The 17,894-nt window shown below is 67.1% G+C and carries 16 protein-coding genes; 2 read left to right on the forward strand and 14 right to left on the reverse strand.

Going from position 1 to position 17,894, the window contains the following annotated elements:
• Nucleotides 1–40 precede the first annotated feature (40 nt).
• Nucleotides 41–226 (reverse strand): 50S ribosomal protein L32, encoded by a 186-nt coding sequence (gene rpmF, locus EOD73_RS06235; RefSeq protein WP_127681867.1) that lies wholly within the window; start codon nucleotides 224–226, stop codon nucleotides 41–43.
• A 180-nt stretch (nucleotides 227–406) separates the two neighbouring features.
• A complete protein-coding gene (locus EOD73_RS06240) occupies nucleotides 407–976 on the reverse strand; it encodes a YceD family protein (protein ID WP_127681869.1) in 570 nt (189 codons plus the stop codon).
• Between the two features lie 48 nt (nucleotides 977–1,024).
• Between EOD73_RS06240 and EOD73_RS06245 the strand changes: the two genes are divergently transcribed.
• Together EOD73_RS06245 and EOD73_RS06250 are read left to right on the forward strand one after the other, a co-directional pair.
• Complete coding sequence (locus EOD73_RS06245; RefSeq protein WP_127681871.1) at nucleotides 1,025–1,615, forward strand: Maf family nucleotide pyrophosphatase; 591 nt, start codon at nucleotides 1,025–1,027, stop codon at nucleotides 1,613–1,615.
• Entirely contained in the window at nucleotides 1,612–2,373 is a 762-nt protein-coding gene (locus tag EOD73_RS06250; RefSeq protein WP_127681873.1) for an SAM-dependent methyltransferase, read from the forward strand. The genes EOD73_RS06245 and EOD73_RS06250 overlap by 4 nt, the downstream gene beginning before the upstream one ends.
• Here EOD73_RS06250 and EOD73_RS06255 read toward each other — a convergent pair.
• From EOD73_RS06255 to EOD73_RS06310, 12 genes are all read right to left on the reverse strand, one after another.
• Nucleotides 2,334–3,878: a DEAD/DEAH box helicase gene (locus EOD73_RS06255; protein WP_127681875.1), complete on the reverse strand. Its 1,545-nt coding sequence runs from the start codon at nucleotides 3,876–3,878 to the stop codon at nucleotides 2,334–2,336. The two genes, EOD73_RS06250 and EOD73_RS06255, sit on opposite strands and share 40 nt — an antisense overlap.
• A 35-nt stretch (nucleotides 3,879–3,913) precedes the next feature.
• Complete coding sequence (locus EOD73_RS06260) at nucleotides 3,914–5,002, reverse strand: MraY family glycosyltransferase (RefSeq protein WP_164845986.1); 1,089 nt, start codon at nucleotides 5,000–5,002, stop codon at nucleotides 3,914–3,916.
• A 19-nt stretch (nucleotides 5,003–5,021) separates the two neighbouring features.
• Complete coding sequence (locus EOD73_RS06265; RefSeq protein WP_127681879.1) at nucleotides 5,022–6,188, reverse strand: Wzz/FepE/Etk N-terminal domain-containing protein; 1,167 nt, start codon at nucleotides 6,186–6,188, stop codon at nucleotides 5,022–5,024.
• The gene (locus tag EOD73_RS17930; RefSeq protein WP_164845957.1) at nucleotides 6,185–8,080 is read right to left on the reverse strand and encodes an SLBB domain-containing protein; all 1,896 of its coding nucleotides are present in this window, start codon (nucleotides 8,078–8,080) and stop codon (nucleotides 6,185–6,187) included. Before EOD73_RS17930 ends, EOD73_RS06265 begins: the two co-directional genes overlap by 4 nt.
• Nucleotides 8,081–8,174: 94 nt before the next feature.
• Nucleotides 8,175–9,290 carry a non-hydrolyzing UDP-N-acetylglucosamine 2-epimerase gene (gene wecB / locus EOD73_RS06275; RefSeq protein ID WP_127682448.1) on the reverse strand — a complete coding sequence of 372 codons (1,116 nt, stop codon included), beginning with the start codon at nucleotides 9,288–9,290 and terminating at the stop codon, nucleotides 8,175–8,177.
• Between the two features lie 4 nt (nucleotides 9,291–9,294).
• Nucleotides 9,295–10,323, reverse strand: a complete 1,029-nt coding sequence (locus EOD73_RS06280) for a polysaccharide biosynthesis protein (protein ID WP_127681883.1) — start codon at nucleotides 10,321–10,323, stop codon at nucleotides 9,295–9,297.
• Nucleotides 10,320–11,195 (reverse strand): dTDP-4-dehydrorhamnose reductase family protein, encoded by an 876-nt coding sequence (locus tag EOD73_RS06285; RefSeq protein ID WP_127681885.1) that lies wholly within the window; start codon nucleotides 11,193–11,195, stop codon nucleotides 10,320–10,322. Before EOD73_RS06285 ends, EOD73_RS06280 begins: the two co-directional genes overlap by 4 nt.
• Nucleotides 11,192–12,394: a glycosyltransferase family 4 protein gene (locus EOD73_RS06290; protein ID WP_164845958.1), complete on the reverse strand. Its 1,203-nt coding sequence runs from the start codon at nucleotides 12,392–12,394 to the stop codon at nucleotides 11,192–11,194. The genes EOD73_RS06285 and EOD73_RS06290 overlap by 4 nt, the downstream gene beginning before the upstream one ends.
• Nucleotides 12,391–13,428, reverse strand: a complete 1,038-nt coding sequence (locus EOD73_RS06295; RefSeq protein ID WP_127681889.1) for a glycosyltransferase — start codon at nucleotides 13,426–13,428, stop codon at nucleotides 12,391–12,393. The genes EOD73_RS06290 and EOD73_RS06295 overlap by 4 nt, the downstream gene beginning before the upstream one ends.
• Complete coding sequence (locus EOD73_RS06300) at nucleotides 13,425–14,243, reverse strand: 2OG-Fe(II) oxygenase (protein WP_127681891.1); 819 nt, start codon at nucleotides 14,241–14,243, stop codon at nucleotides 13,425–13,427. Before EOD73_RS06300 ends, EOD73_RS06295 begins: the two co-directional genes overlap by 4 nt.
• On the reverse strand, nucleotides 14,240–15,184 hold the full coding sequence (locus EOD73_RS06305) for a hypothetical protein (RefSeq protein ID WP_164845959.1): 945 nt from the start codon (nucleotides 15,182–15,184) through the stop codon (nucleotides 14,240–14,242). The genes EOD73_RS06300 and EOD73_RS06305 overlap by 4 nt, the downstream gene beginning before the upstream one ends.
• A 281-nt stretch (nucleotides 15,185–15,465) precedes the next feature.
• Nucleotides 15,466–17,859: a glycosyltransferase gene (locus tag EOD73_RS06310; RefSeq protein WP_127681895.1), complete on the reverse strand. Its 2,394-nt coding sequence runs from the start codon at nucleotides 17,857–17,859 to the stop codon at nucleotides 15,466–15,468.
• Nucleotides 17,860–17,894: the final 35 nt, after the last annotated feature.

The following is a 17,894-nucleotide window of genomic DNA, read 5'->3' on the forward strand; positions in this document are numbered from 1 at the left end:
GCCAGGAGACACGCGTGCGCGTGCACCCAAACCCAATGGATCAGGAGGCGTCCGCCTTGGTCTTCAAGACCTTGCGACCACGGTAGAAGCCGTTGGGGCTGATGTGGTGACGCAGGTGGATTTCACCGGTGGTCGGCTCGACGGCGGTGCCCGGGTTGTTCAGGGCGTTGTGCGAGCGGTGCATGCCGCGCTTCGACGGCGACTTCTTGTTTTGTTGAACGGCCATGGTCGGCTCCAGGTCGGTAAGGGTGGGTGGCGAAACGTCCCGCCCGCCTGAGCGGTTTGGGGCCTGCTGCGCCATCGCGCCAACCCCTCCAAACCCAAGCAAAAGCGCAGCGCAAGGCTGCAGGGTCAAAGGGCTAACGCCGGAAAAGCCCACGATTCTAGTGCAAACCCGCTCGTTCGATCAAGCCGAACCCGAACTGCCTTTGTCGCCCTTCAGCGCCTGCAGCACCGCAAAGGGGTTGGGCTTGGCCGGCTCGTCGGACTCTTCGGGCTCAGACACCATGGGCAAGGGGGCCGGGCAGACGTCGTGGAAGGGCACGATGGGCAAGGCCAGCAGCAGCTCGTCCTCCACCCAGTCTTGCAGGTCAAAGCGCCGGCTCATCACCAGCACGTCGTCGTCACTGTCGGCGTCCAACTCGGCCGCTTGGGCCTCGTCCCGCACGAAACGGAACGACCGTTCCACCACCACGTCCAAGGCCGCGGGTTGCAAGCAACGCTGGCAAGTCTGATGGACTTGCGCTTGCACCGACAAGGCGAGCCACACCTCCGCGTCCCCGCCCAGCACCGGCTTGACCGAGCCCAACACCCGCCAGCGAACGGGCGGCCAAGCGGCTGCCGGGCTCTCGGGAGCCCCAGAGTCGGCCAGCCGCGTCAGCGCCGCCGCAGGCCACTCGCCCGCCAACTCAGCCCCAGCCTGGGCAAAAGCAGCCACGTCCAGGCCGCGAGGGGAAAACGTTCGATCGTTGCTCATGGCGCGAGTGTAGAAAGCCAGCGCGGGCGGGGTGGAACAATCCATGCCATGCCCAATGCCCCCCTCATCCTGGCGTCGACTTCCCGCTACCGCCGCGAACTCTTGGAGCGCCTGCGCGTGCCCTTCGAGGTGGAATCGCCCTGGGTCGACGAAACCCCCCAAGAGCGCGAACCGCCCGCCGCCTTGGCGACGCGCCTGGCCCTGGCCAAGGCCCAAGCGGTGGCCCAGCGGCACCCGGCCGCCTGGGTCATCGGCTCCGACCAGGTGGCCGACTTGGACGGTCAGCCGCTGGGCAAGCCTGGCAACCACGAAGCCGCGGTGAGGCAGTTGCGTAGCATGCGCGGTCGTCAAGTCGTTTTCCAGACCGCCGTGGCCGTGGTCGGCCCCGGCCATGCCCAGGCGCAGACCGTGCCGGTGCACGTGCGGTTCCGCGAGGCGTCGGACGCCGAGATCGAGCACTACCTGCGGTTGGAACAGCCCTACGACTGCGCCGGCAGCGCCAAAAGCGAAGGTCTGGGCATCAGCTTGCTGGAGGCCATCGTGTCGGACGATCCGACCGCGCTGATTGGCCTGCCCCTCATCGCCACCTGCCGATTGCTGCGCGAGGCTGGGTACCCCCTCTGGGAGTCCGCGCGTTGACCGCCCCCCGCTTGCTCCTGATCCCGGCGCCGCTGGATTTCGGCCTCGACGCCAGCGCGGCACTGGATGAACTGCTGCCCTTGCGCACGGTGCGCGCCGCGGCCACGCTGCACCACTGGGTCGTCGAAAACGCCAAAACCGCGCGTGCGTTCCTGAAGCGCGTCGAGGCGATCGCGCCCTTGGCGCTGCCGCTGCAGCAATTGCACATCCAGGAACTGCCCCGACCGCCCAAGGGAGCGTCGCGCGGCCCGGTGGACCTGGGGCCGCTCTTGGCGCCCCTGCGGGCTGGGCACGACCTGGGCCTGCTGAGCGAAGCCGGTCTCCCCGCGGTGGCCGATCCCGGCGCCCACTTGGTGGCCGCCGCCCACCAGGCCGGCTTCTCCGTTCAAAGCCTGCCGGGCAGTTCCAGCATCGTCCAGGCATTGGCGGCCAGCGGCCTCAACGGCCAATCGTTCGCGTTCCATGGCTACGCCCCCACGGACGCTGCGGCGCGGCTGCAGCGTTTGCGGGAGTGGGAGGCCCAGTCCCGCAAGTTGCAGCAAACGCAAGTGCTGATCGAAACGCCTTACCGCAACGCCGCGCTGTTGCAGGCCCTGCTGCAAGCCCTGCAGCCCAGCACCCGCTTGGCGGTCAGCCGGGCCTTGACCACGCCGCAGGAATGGACCCGCAGCGCCACGGTGGCGCAGTGGCGCCAGCACGCCAGCGACCTGCCCGGCGATCAGCCGGCGATGTTTTCCTGGCTGGCCGCGGCCGGCTGAGCCGGCTCGACCGGCTCGAGGTCCCGCTTGGGGCCGAAGAGGGCCGCGGTTTGGCGCTTGGGCTTGATGTACTTCGAGGGACCCGAGGGCTTCAAGGACTTGGCTGCGGCCTGTTCCCAAGCGGGCGGCTCGGCCGGGTTTGCCTTCGGCTCGTAGGGCTGGTCGAAGAAGGGGTCGGCAGGGGCACGGCGCGGTGCAGACCAAGAACCGCGATCGCTGCGCTCGGCCCGCTCCGGCCGCTCGGACCGTTCGCTGCGCTCGCCCCGCTCGCGACGGGGCGCCTCGGTTCCGGGCTCGTCCGCTTCACGGCGAGGGCGGCGCGGGCGCTCGTCGTCGGACGCCAGCGACGCGGCAGCCGGCTCCAAGTCCATCTTGCGCTTGATCAGCTTTTCGATGTCGGCCACCAGGCGGGCATCGCTGGGGGACACGAAGGTGATCGCCACGCCTGAGGCCCCAGCACGCCCGGTGCGCCCGATGCGGTGCACGTAATCTTCGGCGTTGAAGGGCACGTCGAAGTTGAAGACCAGGGGCAACTCGGCGATGTCCAGGCCGCGACCGGCCACGTCCGTGGCCACCAACAAGTCCACCTCGCCGGCCTTGAAGGCCGCCAGCGTCTTGAGGCGCTCGTCTTGGCTCTTGTCGCCGTGCAGGGCGCTGGCCTTCAGGCCTTCGCGCTCCAGGGCGCGCGTCAGGCGCGCGGCCCCGAGCTTGCTGTTCATGAACACGATGGCCTGTTTGCTGCCGCGCTCGCGCCACAGTTGCAGCAGCAGCGCGCGCTTCTTGTCGTCACCGACCGCGTAAAAGCGCTGCTCGACCGTACTGGCGGTCGCGTTGGGCCGCGCCACCTCCACGAGTTCCGGGTTCTGCAGGTAACTGGACGCCAGGCGCTTGATCTCGGGCGAGAAGGTTGCCGAGAACAACAAGGTTTGGCGGGTCTTGGGCAGGTGGCTCAAGATCCGCTGCAGGTCGGGCAAGAACCCGATGTCCAGCATGCGATCGGCCTCGTCCAGCACCACGTATTCGACCTGGTGGAGGGCGCAGTTGCGCCCCTCGATGTGGTCCAACAGTCGGCCGGGCGTGGCGATCAACACCTCCACCCCGGCCTTCAACTGCGCCGCCTGGGGCTTGATGTCTACCCCGCCGAAGACGCAGGCCACGCGCAAGTTCGTGTGCTTGGCGTACGCGAGCACGTTCTGCGCCACTTGGTCGGCCAACTCCCGGGTGGGCGCCAACACCACGGCGCGCACCGGATGGCGGGCCGGCGACATGCTGGCGTTCTCGTGCTTGAGCATGCGCTGCAGCAGCGGGATCGAGAAGGCCGCGGTTTTGCCCGTCCCGGTTTGCGCGGCCCCCATCACGTCCTTGCCCGCCAGCACGATGGGGATGGCCTTGGCCTGGATGGGGGTCATCGCCGTGTAGCCCGAGTCGCTCACGGCGCGGAGCAACTTGGGGTCCAGCGGGAGGGTGTCGAAGCGCGGCGCCTCGACCTTGGTTTCTTCAGTCATGCCCCGATTGTCGCCCGGGCCCACAACGACTGGACTCAACGGCGCAACAGAAAGCGCGGCGAGCGGAAACGCACGATGCGCCAGTACAGCAGCACGTAGCCCAGCACGTAGGTGACCAACACACCCAGCAGCATCGGGGTCGAGTCCCACCACAAGATGGCCGGCACCACGCTGCCACTGCACACCACCCACAGGTAGGGCGCGGTCAGGGAGTTGCGCCGAACCAACTGCGCGGCGTCCCGGGTGCCCACGGCCCACCGGATCAAGCGCCGGTAAATCAGGCTGTGCAGGTGCACCCCGTCCGGCGCGTCCATGGGCCGGCCGCGCAGCACCTTGCGCCGGTACATCGAAAACACCGTCTCCACCACGGGGTAGGCGCACAAGACCAAGGGAAAGAGCGGCGAAACCTGCGCGTTGCGGCCAATCAACAAGATGCCCAACTCGGCGACCAAGAAGCCCAGCAGGTAGGCGCCGCCATCGCCCAAAAAGATCAGGCCCAGGGGGTAGTTCAGGACGAACAGGCCGAAGGTGGCGGCGCCCAAGATGAGCGCCACCGACGCCACCCAAAGGTCGCCCACTTGCAAGCCGACCACCACCAGGCCGGCGAGCATCAGCATCACGCACATCGATGCCAGGCCATTGAAGCCGTCGATGATGTTGACCGAGTTCGTCACCCCGGCCACGGCGAACAAGGCCAGGGCCACCGCACCCAGCGGCGTCGCCGCCACGGCGTCGAGCCCCGGCAGGTCCGTGCGTTGGATCGAAGCCCCCAGCCACCACGCCGCCAGCAAAGCCGCGACCATCAGACCCATCATGCGGCGGGCCGGACTGACCCGCTTCGTGATGTCCTCCAGCAGTCCCACGGCAAAGGCCGGCAAGGTGGCCGCGGACAAGGCAAGGCACAAGCGCCAATGCTCGGGATTGCGCCAGGTCCAGAACAGCAAGGCCAACAACATGCCGGCCAAGACGGCGATGCCTCCCACCCGCGGCACCGCGCGGGCGTGGAACTTCTGCGGCCCCTTCAAGTCATGGTCGCCCGACCAGCCTTCGTGCAGCCTTGACGAGCGAACCAATGCCAAGGCGGTGCCCAGGGCAACCACGAAGGCCACCAGTGCCGACCCCAAGATCCACGTCATGCTGTCATCAAGTCGGACGGCGTCCCAGCAAAGCAGGTCCAACTGCACGCCAGGCTCGCCGCTGACGCCCGTCGGGGTCGTTTTGGCTGACATGGAACCGCGCCAGCACCCATGCCACCAGTCCGAAGCCGGCCACAACCGACACCCCAATCCCGATCAGGGCCCGTTTGGGTTTGCTCTTGCGTTCAGGCACTTGGGGGGCATCCACGACTTGCAGGATGCCGCCCTCCCTCCCCTCGTCCACTCTCGCCAGTTCCAACTGGCGAGAGAACTGTTCGAACAGCGCCTCTTGGTACTTGAACTCCCGGTAGCGAGACAGGTACGCCGCATCGTCGGGTTTGGCCGTGGTTTGCTTGGCTTCCAGTTCGCGCAGTTGCGACTGCAACTCCGCCACCAGCGAGGCCTGCTGCCGCACCTCGGCCGCTTGAGGCGAAAAGGTACTGCGCAGACCTTGCAGCCGGGCTTGGGCCGTCGTGAACTCGGCCCGCAGCTTGGCATAGCCCTCCGCGGCAGCCTTCGGCTCTGCCTTGAGGGCGTTGGCAGCAAACCCGCCGGATGTCAGTTCTTTCTGGGCCTCGTCCAGCCGCTGGCGCACTTCGGCCACGCGCTTCTCAAAGAAGACCCGGCGCTGCTGCGCCTCGGTGACCGCGATTTCGCTCGCCATGCGTCGGAACTGCTCCACCATGGCCCGGGCCATGGCCGCAGCGCGCTCCGGGTCCCGATCGTCCATTTCGATGGTGATCAGGCCATCGCGCCGCCCCGCCGTCACGCGCAAGTTCTTCCAGAACTGCTTCCGGGCCTCCATCCGAAGTTCTTCGTCGTAGACCTCCAAGAGCTTGAACTGGTCGACCATCCGATCGGCCACGGTCGTGCTTTGGATCAAGGCCACGTACTGGTCCAAGGAGGTGCGCGCCGCGCCGCCACCGCCGGCCAAACCGGCCAGCGCGCCCAGCGAGGCCAGCGCTGCCGACGCACCGCCTCCGCTGGCTTGCGCGGGAGGCAACACCACGGTCGTGCTGGTGAACGTGGGGGGCACGGCATAGCTGATGGCCACCGCCGCAGCACCGGCGAGCAGCGAGCCGCCGATCAGCAAGCGCGCCGAGCGCGCGATCTCGATCAGGTAGTCCAGCGCGCCCGGGCCAGTCGGCGTGTCGTCTGCGGTCACGTTGCTCATTGGGTCAGGTTCTTCAAAGCCACGGCACCCAGGCCGAACTGCGAAACGATCAGGGCCCAGTCTTTGAGCACCGACGACCAACGCACCTTGTCGAGTTCTTCGGGCATGAAGACGGTATCGCCCGGCAACGCTGGCAGGTTTTGCAAACCCTGCCGCCACCAGCCCGACTCCGAATGGCGCGCACTCACCACAGACCCGTCGGCCCGCAGCACGAACACTTCGGCCGTGTCGGCGTTGCGGGTGGCGCCACCGGCCTGGCGCAGGTAATCGCCCACCTTCTTGCCCGGCTGGAACAAGAAGCTGCCCGTGTTGAACACGCTGCCGTACACGTGGACCGACGACGAGCGCGAAGGCACCAACAAGCGGTCACCGTCTTCCAGCGAGACCGCCGGCAGGTCTTTGGCGTCGGGCTCCAACTGCAGGACCACACGGCCCGTCGGCTGAACCTGGCGCAGGCGCTCGAGGATGCGGCTGTGGATCAAGGGTTGTGCCGGGTTGGCCTGCTCCTCGGGCGGACCCAGGCGCTCGCGGCGCGTGACCGCCGCGCGCGTGAACTCGGCCTCGAGTTCACGCAGGCTGCGGTCGTAGGCCTCCAGTTGCGACTGCCGCACCGACTCGCGGTTGAACTCGGCCCCGAACAGGTAGGCCTGCGGGGTCAAGCCCCCCGCGGCGGCCACGGCGTCGCGCAAGGTCGCTTGGGCCGGGAGCACGTAGTCGCCCGGCCGCTGAACCTCGCCTTCGACACGGATGCGGCGCGCCCCTGCCAAGGTGGGCAGGTTCAACTCCGACAGGCTGTGCACACGCAGCACCTCGCCGGCCTGCAACTTCAAGCGCGAGGCTTGGGCCAAGTCCACCGCCCGGGCAGGCGCATTGCGCCCCAAGCCCACCACGGCCGCCTGCTCGCGGTTGGCCACCGGCGCCAGGCCGCCAGCCATGCGCAGCAAGTCGGCCACGCTCTCTTCGCCCTTCAGCTCGAACACCGCCGGACTGTTGACGCTGCCGATGACGGCCACCTGCGGGCCGACGGCGGGCACGTGCAACACATCGCCCGCCTGCAGTCGCGGGTCGGCCTTGAGATCGCCTCGCAGCAGCAGGTCGTACAGGTCCAGCGTTTCCACCAGGGCCCCCTTGCGCCGCAACTGCACCTGGCGCATCGTGCCCACGGCCGAAGGCCCGCCAGCCGCGGCCAAGGCCTGGGTGATGCCGGCCGCGGCCGACACCAGATGCACACCGGGCTTGACGACGAAACCGGTGACGAACACCCGCACTTGGCGGATTTCGCCCAGGCTCACCGCCACTTCGAAGTTGCGGAACTGCTCGCCCACACGGGCGCGCAGCACATTGGGCAGGTCGGCGAAGCGAGTTCCTGCCACGCCAATGCTGCCGATGCGCGGCAGGGAAATCGTGCCCCGTTGGCTGACCTTGGTGCGCAGGCTGGCCGACACGCTGCCCCACAGATCGACGATCAGCTCGTCGCCCGGCCCCACGATGTAGTCGTCGGCCACCAGGGCCTGGTCGGCGCCCGATTCCGTGGCCGCAGGCGCCCACAGCAACTCGCTGCCGTAGCGGCGCACCCAATCGATGGGCTCGCCTTGCAGGTCTCGCTCGGTCTTGGGCGTCGCCGCCATGCGCGTCACGTGGCGTTCGAACTCGCTCAGCGGCATCACCCAGCGCGGTGCATCGGCATCGGTGCTCTTGTCACTGAGCTCACCCGATTGCCGCTTTTTCTTCTTCTCATCTTTGGCCGCCTTTTCCTCGCGCGACTCCGGCTGCTGCTGGATCTGCACCGGACCTGCGGCAGGCGCCACCTCCGTCGGGATGACCCGCTGCGCCCAAGCTGGCGCGACGACCCATGCCAGCAGCACGCTGCAAACGATCAGAAAGGGGCGCATTGCAATGACCATGTTGGCTGACAAAAGCAAGCCGCCCGTCCTGGGGCGGCTTGGTGAAACGATTCGGCAAATTCTAGGCGGCGCCCTGTGACCCTCAGGGCAGTCCCCAGACGCGACGGCGAACGAAGCCGGTGTAGCTCAGGACGATGCGCAGCACCTTGTCGGACACGTTGTCCGGGGTGTAGTCCGCCACCCGGCGTAGCAGGCGCTCCTCCCCACGGGGCTGCTGGGCCAACAGGCGCAACCCGTCTTGCACACGGGCCAGGTCCAGGCCCACCATCATGACGGCGCCCTCCTCGAAGCCCTCTGGCCGCTCGTGCACGTCGCGGAGGTTCAGCGCAGGGAAGTTGAGGATGTTGCTTTCCTCGGTGATGGTGCCGCTGTCGCTGAGAACGGCCTTGGCCTGCCGCTGAAGCTGCACGTAGTCCAAGAAGCCAAAAGGCTTCATGAACTGCACGCGGGCGTCCATGGCCACATCGGTCACGTCTTCGAGCCGCTTGCGGGTCCGCGGGTGGGTGGACACGATGACCGGCAGCCCGTGCTCCCGGGCCAGGGCATTGACGATGTCGAGAAGCCGGCGCAAGCGGGCCGGGTCGTCCACGTTTTCTTCTCGGTGGGCGCTGACCACGAAGTACTGCTGCGGCGACAGACCAAGGCGCGCCAAGGCGTCGCTGGCCTCAATGCCCGGCCGGTAGTGCGCCAGCACCTCCCCCATGGGGCTGCCCGTGACGATGATTTGGTCCGGCGGCAGGCCCTCGCGCACGAGGTAGTCGCGGGCGATTTGGCTGTAGGGCAAGTGGATGTCGGCCGTGTGGTCGACGATGCGGCGGTTGATCTCCTCCGGCACGCGGAAGTCGAAGCAGCGGTTGCCGGCCTCCATGTGGAAGATGGGAACCTTGCGCCGCTTGGCCGCAATGGCCGCCAAGCAGCTGTTGGTGTCACCCAGGATCAGCATCGCGTTGGGTTGCTCGGCCACCAGCACGGCGTCCACCTTGGCGATCACCTGCCCGATGGTTTCCGCCGCCGTGGCCCCGGCCGCGCCGAGGAAGTGGTCGGGCTTGCGAATGGCCAGTTGCTCGAAGAAGACCTCGTTGAGCTCGTAATCGAAGTTCTGGCCCGTGTGCACCAAAACGTGCTGCGTGTGGGCGTCAAGTTGGGCGATGCAGCGCGACAGGCGGATGATTTCGGGCCGCGTGCCGACCACCGTCATGACCTTAAGCACGGCCGGCCTCCCGCAGCGCTTGCTGGATCAGCGGCAGGGTCAGCAGGGTTTGCTTGACCTCTTCCACCGTCAGCCGGCGGGTGTTGTGCGAGGTGTAGTCGTCCAGTTCGGCGATCTCGCGCTGGCCCTCGACGAAGTACTTGTCGTAGTTCAAATCGCGAGCATCCGCCGGGATGCGGTAGTAGCCGCCCAGGTCCTCCGCGCGGGCCATTTCCTCGCGCGACACCAGGCTCTCGTAGAGCTTCTCGCCGTGGCGGGTGCCGATGACGCGGATGTCGGCGTCGGGGCGGAACAGCTGCCGCATGGCCTCGGCCAAATCGCCCACGGTGCTGGCCGGCGCCTTCTGCACAAAGATGTCGCCCGGGCGCGCGTGCTCGAAGGCATACAGCACCAAGTCGACCGACTCTTCCAAGGACATCAAGAAGCGCGTCATCGACGGGTCGGTCAAGGTGAGCGGTCGGCCCTCCTGCAATTGCTGCAGGAACAAGGGGATCACGGAACCGCGCGAGGCCATCACGTTGCCATAGCGCGTGGCGCTCATGACCGTCTTGCTGGGGTCGGCGATGCGGCTCTTGGCCACCATCACCTTTTCCATCATGGCCTTGGACAGGCCCATGGCGTTGATCGGGTAAACGGCTTTGTCGGTGGACAGCACCACGACGCGCGAGACCGACTGGGCCATGGCCGCGCGGATCACGTTCTCTGCCCCCACCACGTTGGTCTTCACGGCCTCCATCGGGTAGAACTCGCAGGACGGCACCTGCTTCAGCGCCGCGGCGTGAAACACGTAATCGACGCCGCTCAGCGCGTCCATGCAAGCGTCGAGGTCGCGCACATCGCCGATGTGGAACTTGAGCTTGTCGGACTTGAGCGCGATGCGCATGTCCTCCTGCTTCTTCTCGTCCCGGCTCAGGATCCGAATCTCCTTGATGTCGGAGGCCAAAAAGCGGCTCAACACGGCGTTGCCGAAGCTGCCCGTGCCCCCGGTGATCAGGAGCGTCTTGTTCTGGAACGAATTCATGCGGAAAAGTCCTTCATGGCCTGCACCAACTCGGGCCAGGCCGCAGGCTGGTAGCCGGTGGCATCGCGAAAGCGAGAGGAATCCAAAGAGCGGTCGATGACCAAGGCGTCGTCGGGCCGAATGAGCGTCTCGCGCTGCCAAGCCTGCTTCACCAGGCCGAGCAAGGCGTGCTTGTCGATGGGCGCGGTGGAGACGTGCCAGACGCCCCGCAACGCCGGACGCGGCAGCACGTGGCGGTGAATCACCCGCGCCAACTCGAGCGTCGGCAGCCCGGAGAACACCGCGCGGGTGAAGCCCTTGACCTCCCCCTGCTGCGCCAAAAACCAACCGACGAGGCCTTGGGCGCCGCCCCGCAACTCCGGCCCGATGATGGAGGTGCGCAAGGTCACGGCATGGGGGTAATCGACCTCGCCCAGGAGCTTGGAGCGGCCGTACAGGTCGAGGGCGTCCGGCGCGTCGGCCTCCCGGTAGCCCCCTTGCTTCCCGGTGAACACGCAGTCGGTCGACACGTGGATGAGGCGCGCGCCCACCAACTCGCACAGGCGGGCCAGGCGGTGGGGCAACAGGGCGTTGATGGGCAAGGCCACCAAGGGGTCGTCGGCAGCGGCCAGTTGCTTGACCACGCCCACGGCATTCAGCACCACCTGGGGACGCACTTGCGCGAGCAGGGCCGCCAAGGCATCGGGGTTCTCCACGTCGACGCCGGCCACCAACTGCGCCCGCGGCGCCAAGGCCTGCAGGCCAGGGTTGGGCGCCCGCACGCTGCCCACGACCGACAGCTCGGGCTGGGCGGCCAGGTAGCGCAGCGCCGTGTGACCGAGCATGCCACTGGCCCCCAGGATCAAGACGCGCGTAGGTGTGGAAGCGTTCATGCCGATTGCAGTTGCGCCATCAGGCGCTGTGCCGACTGCGTCGGCTCGTAATGGGTTTCGAAGTAACGGCGGCCGGCGCGCCCCATGTCGGCGCGCCGCCCTTCGTCCAGAGATTGCAAGTGCCGGGCGGCGGTCGCCAGGCCCGCGGCGTCTTCGGCGGCCACCGCCAGCCCCGCCCCCGACGCCTGCACCACGCGCGCGCCCTCGCCATCCAGGGCGGCAAGGATCGGTCGCCCGGCGGCCAAGTAAGCCTGTATTTTGCTGGGCACGACCTGCGCCAGCGCGGGCGCGCGGTTCAAGGTGACCAGCAGGGCATCCGCTTGGGCAAACAGAGCGGGCATCAGGGCGGCCTCAAACCGGCCGGGCAAGCGCACCCGATCGCCCAATCCGCGCCGGGTCACCTCGGCGGCCAACCAAGGGCTGCGAGCGCCGCTGCCCACCAGCATCCAGACCAGGTCCGGTCCGGCCTGCTCGGCCGCGTCCAAAACCGTCTCCAGGGCTTGCACCGTGCCCAGATTGCCGGCAAACACCAGCGTGAACCGGTCCGCGGGCTTGCGAAGGCCCTCGGGCAAGGGCTGCAGGGGCGCGTCGCGGTCGCCGGGGTTCTCATGCACCGCCACCGGCGTGGCGCCCGCCATGGCCTGCACCGGCGCCATGAAGGCCGGCGATTGCACCAAGAGGCGGTCGCTGCGTCGGTAGATGAAGCGGGTCACGGCCGCCACGGCCGCCAGCACGCGGGGCGAACGCACGTAGCCCGTGATCACCAGGCTGTCGGGCCACAGGTCCTGCACCCACACCACCACCTTGGCCCGCTTCCAACGGCCGATCCACAAGGCCGCCAGGGCTTGCAAGATGGGCGAGGTGGCGTAGACGAACACCGTGTCGACACGCCGGCCGCGCAGCAACCACAGGCCGAAGCCCATCGCGCTGGCGATGAAGCTCAGATAGTTCAGCACCAAGCGCAAGGCGCCCCCAGGGCCGCGCGGCACCAAGGGCACGCGCAAGACCTCGTAGCCATCAACGTGGCGTTCGCGTTGGACGCACCAGGCCCGGTAGCCAGGGAACACGCGGCCTTCCGGGTAATTGGGCTGGCCGGTCAGCACGGTCACGTCCGCGCCCTGCGCCACCAAGGAGGCCGCAACCTCGTTGATGCGAAACGATTCCGGCCAGAAATGCTGGCTGACGATCAACACCCTCACGACCAACACGCACGCCAGAAGTCCGCCGCCGAGGCCGGGGCGGCCGGCGTCGGCGCCAGTTGCAAGTGCCGCAGGACCGCGTGCGCGATGGAACGCGGGGACTCGGGGTCGAAGGTTTGCACCGGCACACAAACCTCGCGCACGTAATCGCGCTCGGCCGCCACGATGGGCAGGCCCTGCGCCGCGGCCTCCACCAGGGGCAGCCCGTAGCTTTCACCGAGCGAGGGGAACACCAAGGCCCCCGATTCGGCATAGGCCTTCAGCACCGCCGCGTGGTCCATGGGGGGCAAAAACTCCACGGCCAAGCCGTGCGCCGCGATGCCCGCCTCCCACTCGGCGCGCAGCGCGCCGTCGCGCGCACCCAGGGTCAGCGCCAGGCTCGGTCGGTGCCCTGAACCGGCCATCAGCACCCAGGCGGCCAACAAGCGCCGGTGGTTCTTGTGCGCTTCGCCATCGGCCACGTAGATGAAGTCGCGCCGCGGCGTCGTGGACGGTGGTGCCGCGTGCGTGGGCAGGGGCGGGGCAAAGCCGCACACGCGGACGGTGGGCGTCCCTGACGGGCCCCACCAGGCCCGCACGGCGTCGGCCATGGCCTCGGTTTGCACCCAATAGACGTCGACATGGTGTCGCATGCGCCGGCTCACCTGCTGTTCGAACCAGAGGCGCACGCGCGTGCGCGGCGCGAACTGCCGCAAGGGCACTTGCCCCAGCAAGTTGCGGTTCTGCTGGAACAGGGCCGTGAACGCCCGACTGCGCCACAGGGGTGGCAGGCCGTGGAAGCACAGCAAGCGATCCGTGGCCCGGGCCTCCCGGCGAAGGTCCCACTCGGCCGACCAGCGCGACTTGGCCGTCGCGGCCACCCAGCGCACCTGCACGTGCTCGGGCAGCGGGGCCCCGCGGTCGCGCGAGCGCTGGTCCAGCCACGCCAGCACCGGCACGCCGGCCGGCAGCCCGCGCAGCAAGGCCTCGAGCAGCACCGCCCCCCCGCCCGTGTGCACATTGGGGGCGTACAGCAAGATCCTGGACTCGTTCAAGCCTTGGGGCCCTCGTACACGTCCCGCTTGCCCAAGCCCCCGGGCACCAGCTTGCGCAGGGCGTTGCGGGCCAGGCCGTCGGCGCGAGCCAAGAGCCGCAGCCACGGTTGCTCGGGCCGCGCGCTGAAGGAAGTGACGTTGAAGTACGGGCGCCCCGTCGGCGACTGTGGCGAGAAGTAGTAGTTCGAGACGCAGCGGCGAACGCCTTCGCCCACCACCGGGCAAACCGAGTGCCAGGAGGTCGGCGTCGTCTCCATCAGGGCCAATCGGTTGAAGCGGCTTTCGATGACCACGTTCCGCCGCACCGCCGTGTCCCACAACTCCAAATGCCCGCCGTGCTCGCGCTGCCAGCCGGGCGTCACGTAGTACAGCAGGTTCAGGGTCCGGTACAGGCGACGCGACCCCTCGTGCGAGTTGTCAATGTGAGGACCGAGAAAGTGCCCCCGCGTCATGGCGCTCAGGCCCCCCGCGTACAACTGGGGATCCGGCACCTGCTGCGCGATGCCCGTGATGCGCTCCACCACCCGGACCACGCGCTCGTCTTGCAAGGCAAAGGTGATGTCCTTCATCAAGGGGTCGAAGGCATCGAAGTCCTTGGAGGTGTGCTTGCGCTCTCGGAACGAGTCCATGAGGCGCATTTGATGGGGCTGCGGAAACTTGCTGGCAATCTGCTCGGCCCACTCAGCGGGCAGCAGGTCGTCGATGGCGACGTACCGAACCCCGACCTCCGCAGAGGACGCGGCAAAGGCCTTGGCCAAGCTCGGTTCATCGCGTTCAAGGCGCGCCACGATGGCGCCAATCAATGCTTCGTTCATGTCGAACTCCGGCGGCTGGATGGCCGGCAAAAGAGAAAAAACGCAAAGAGCCCCAGCAGGTACGGGCCCGAGAAATAGCCGGTGCCGCGAACAAAGGCCCCCAAGGTGATGACCAACAAGGCCCCCGCCGCCAGCGCCATTCGCTGACGTCGATCGGCATCGGCTTCACGCCGGCCCGCACGGATCAAGGCCACCAAGACACCGAATCCGACGAGCAACCAAAGCGCGCCCAGCGCACCCAGCTCGCTCAAGAGCTTGGCCGCAGTGAACGAACCATCGTTGTAATTGAAGTCGGCCAAGTTCCAAACTTCCAGCAGTGGCGTCACGTCGGTGACCGGCCGAGGCTCACATCCCATCCGGTTGAGTCCCAGGCCGAACCACTGGGAAGCCTCCACGTTGGCAAGTGCCGACTGAAGTCCGTTCAAGTAAATCAAGCTCGACACGTTCGACTCGGCCGAAACCTCCCCCAGACCCACGATGCGAGCCAGGAAATCGTCACGGTAAGGCGACAAAGCGACGAGCAGCAACACCAAGGCTGCCACGCCCAGCCCGCGCAGAAGACGCTGCACCCCGCCGCCTCGACGCGCCAACATCAGGGCCACAACAGCACACGCGGCAAACAACACGAACAGGGTGGCCGAAGCCGCGAGGCCCATCAGCATCGCGACGCTGATCCAGCCCACGGCCTTGTCCTTTCCGTGCTCCGACACCACCAAAGCCGCCAAGACGGGCGCGCATGACAGGGCCAAATGGCTGGGCTCCTCGAAGATGCCACTGGGCCGGATAAAGACGGAGGCGTTCGTCCACAGCAGGTAGGCCTTGTCAAGCAAGACCGACAAGACGACCACCCCCATGATCCAGCGCAATGTCGCCCCAATGGGACCTCGCTCAGCACCGGCGGCAGCGGCCACCAACGCGGTGGCAACGATCAGCATCAGCAACAAGCCCAGGCTGCCCAAGGACCGCCCAAGCATGTCTCGGCAAGGTGACATCAACGAGGCCAGCACGGTGTGCACCAACAGCGCCCCAGCAATGCCGAGCACCCACCCACCCGCCACGCCGCGAACACCACCTCGAAGCAGCACAACGCCAGCCAAGACGACGATGGCCAGCACGTGAGCCCCCAGCGATGTCGCCCCCCCCAAAATCGGCAGTGGCGCCAGCACGATCAAGATCCAAAGCATCGCTGGGTAGACCCATGCGCGACCCGATTCGTTGCTCATCAGCTGGACCCCAGGCGGTAGTAGCTTCGACGGAAGAAGCCTGAAACGATTCGGCGCCAGACGATCAACTGCAAACCGATGGCAGGGTGCACGCGCAAGGCTTCGCGCAAGCGTTGGAAAGCCATGCGAACACGGCCCGACTGAGCGTGGTTCATGGCGCTGATCACCAAGGCCATGCCCATGGCGAAGTGGTTGCGCGGTGCGGCGTCCGGCATGCAGATGTGCCGACGCACCACCGTGACGATTTCATCCGCTCGCGCTTCGGACATGGGCCTAAAGGAGGCCGACTCGTCGTGAACGCGGTAGTCCGCAAGGAGCAAGGGGACGCGCAGAAAGGGGCCACTCTGAGAAGCCCGCAACCAGAACTCAAAGTCCGGGACCTGCCGCAAGTTGGCGTCCCATCCACCCGCCTTGGCGTAGACCGCCCGACGGAAGAAGGCACCGGGCCCTGGCTGGCACACCAAGTGATCTCGCAGCCGAGTCTCCGAGAAGTCTTCGGTCATCACGTCGGCCATGCGATCGCCCCGCGAGTCGATGAGGCTGAAGTCGCAATAGGCCACTGCAACGTCAGGGGCGGCTTGCAAAGCCCGGACCATCCTTGAAACGGCTTGGGGGTGCAAACGGTCGTCTGAGCTCAGGTAGGCCAACACCTCCCCCTTCGCCATGGCCCACCCCCGGTTCAGCGTGGCCGCTTGGCCCGCATTGCTTTGGGTGATCAGCGTGAAGCGACCAGGGTTTTGCGCCGACAGTCGCTGCAGCACCGCCGCCGAGCCGTCGCTGGAACCGTCGTCGATGACGATGTACTCGATGCGGGGGTAGTCTTGGCTCAAGACGCTTTGGACCGTTTCCGCCACGAAGTCCGCTTGGTTGTAGACCGGCGTGACGATGGTGACCCACGGAAGCGGCTCCCTCGGTTCGACGACCGCTTCATCGGCGAGGCCCGCCGGACTGCGCGCCTGCTGCTCGCGCATCGAACGCCACTGTCGGTAGCCCAATGCAGCCCCAGCAACCAGCAGGCCCAGCACCAGCGCGGCTCGCAGCACCATGGGGGCATCAAGAGCTGCGTAGGCCCCCAAGGTCACCAAGACGGCCACGGCCACCCGGATAGGCCGGCGGAACATGCCGGGCGCCGGACGCCGCACATGGCAAAGCCAAAACATCGCGAGCGAATCGACGCTGATGCGCAGCAACCAAACCCAAGCGGCACCGATCAGACCGTGGTGCGTGGCCACCCAACCGATCAGAGGGCCGTAAATCACCAACTGAGCCAAATGGACCATGGCCGCCGGTCGGTTGTTGCCCGAACTCTGAAGCCAAGTCACGGGGACGTGCGCCAAGCAGCTCAACAAGATGCCCAAGGTGAAGATTTGCATCACCGGCGCGCTGTGTGTCACGAAGTCCGCGTTGCCCAACCACAGCCCCAACAACTCCGGGGCGAACAGCGCCAAGGCGATTGAAATGGGCATGAGCCCCAGAAAGAGGGCTTGCACCGCGTGGTCAAAGAGCACCCACGAACCAGGATCCCGTCGCTGGATCAATAGTGCGAACGTGGGGAACAGCACCGACGTGAGCGCCCCAGGGATGATCCAAAGCTTCGTGAGGATCTCTTGAGGCGTCGTGTAGTAAGCAACGGCAGCTGCAGACACGCAGGCACCGATGACAAAGCGATCGACATAAGCGAGCAAGGGGCTCACCAAGTTGCTCACCATGAGCCAGCCGCCGGATGTCAGCAGCGGGCGCACCCATGCGGGGTCCCACACCCAACCTTGACGGACTTGGGGCAACACGCGCCATACGTACGCGGCGTGCACAAGGGTCGCGAGCCATCGTCCCGCCGTCAGCGCGACGGCAATCAGGGTCAGGCTCGGCCCCTGCCAGCTCACGATCAACCAAGGCCCCGCAAAAGTCCAAACGCCCATCGGCAGCCGGATGGCGTTGACGAGGCCAAAAGCATGCTGGGCCTCCAACATGCCGCGAAGTCCGGTGGTCATCACCACCGCCGGCAGCGCCAAGGCCATCACCCAAGTCGCATGGATGGCATCGACCGGATCGGGCAGCGACTTGATCTGCGCGATGCCAGCCGGGGCCAAAAGCCATAACAAGACGCCGGCGATGCAGCCGATGGCAGTCATCAAGCTGAGCGCGGTGAAGCTCAACGGGGCGACTTGGTGGTCCATGCGCTCGCCCAGCACGATCGCCAACTGCTGTGTGAGCGCGCGGCCCAGGCCCAAGTCGAACAGGCCGAAGTAGCTGGTCACAGCCCAAATCAACGCCAGCATGCCGAAGCGGGCCTCGCCCAGCAGCCGGATCAGCTCCGGAATGCTGACGACCGCCACCAAGAGCGGGGCCCCCAAACCGATGAGGTTGAGCAATGTGTGGCGCGCGAGCTTCAAACCATGGAGGGCTACGCCCCAGCGAGAGATTGGGC

Source organism: Inhella crocodyli, from assembly GCF_004004565.1.
Lineage (GTDB): Bacteria > Pseudomonadota > Gammaproteobacteria > Burkholderiales > Burkholderiaceae_C > Inhella > Inhella crocodyli.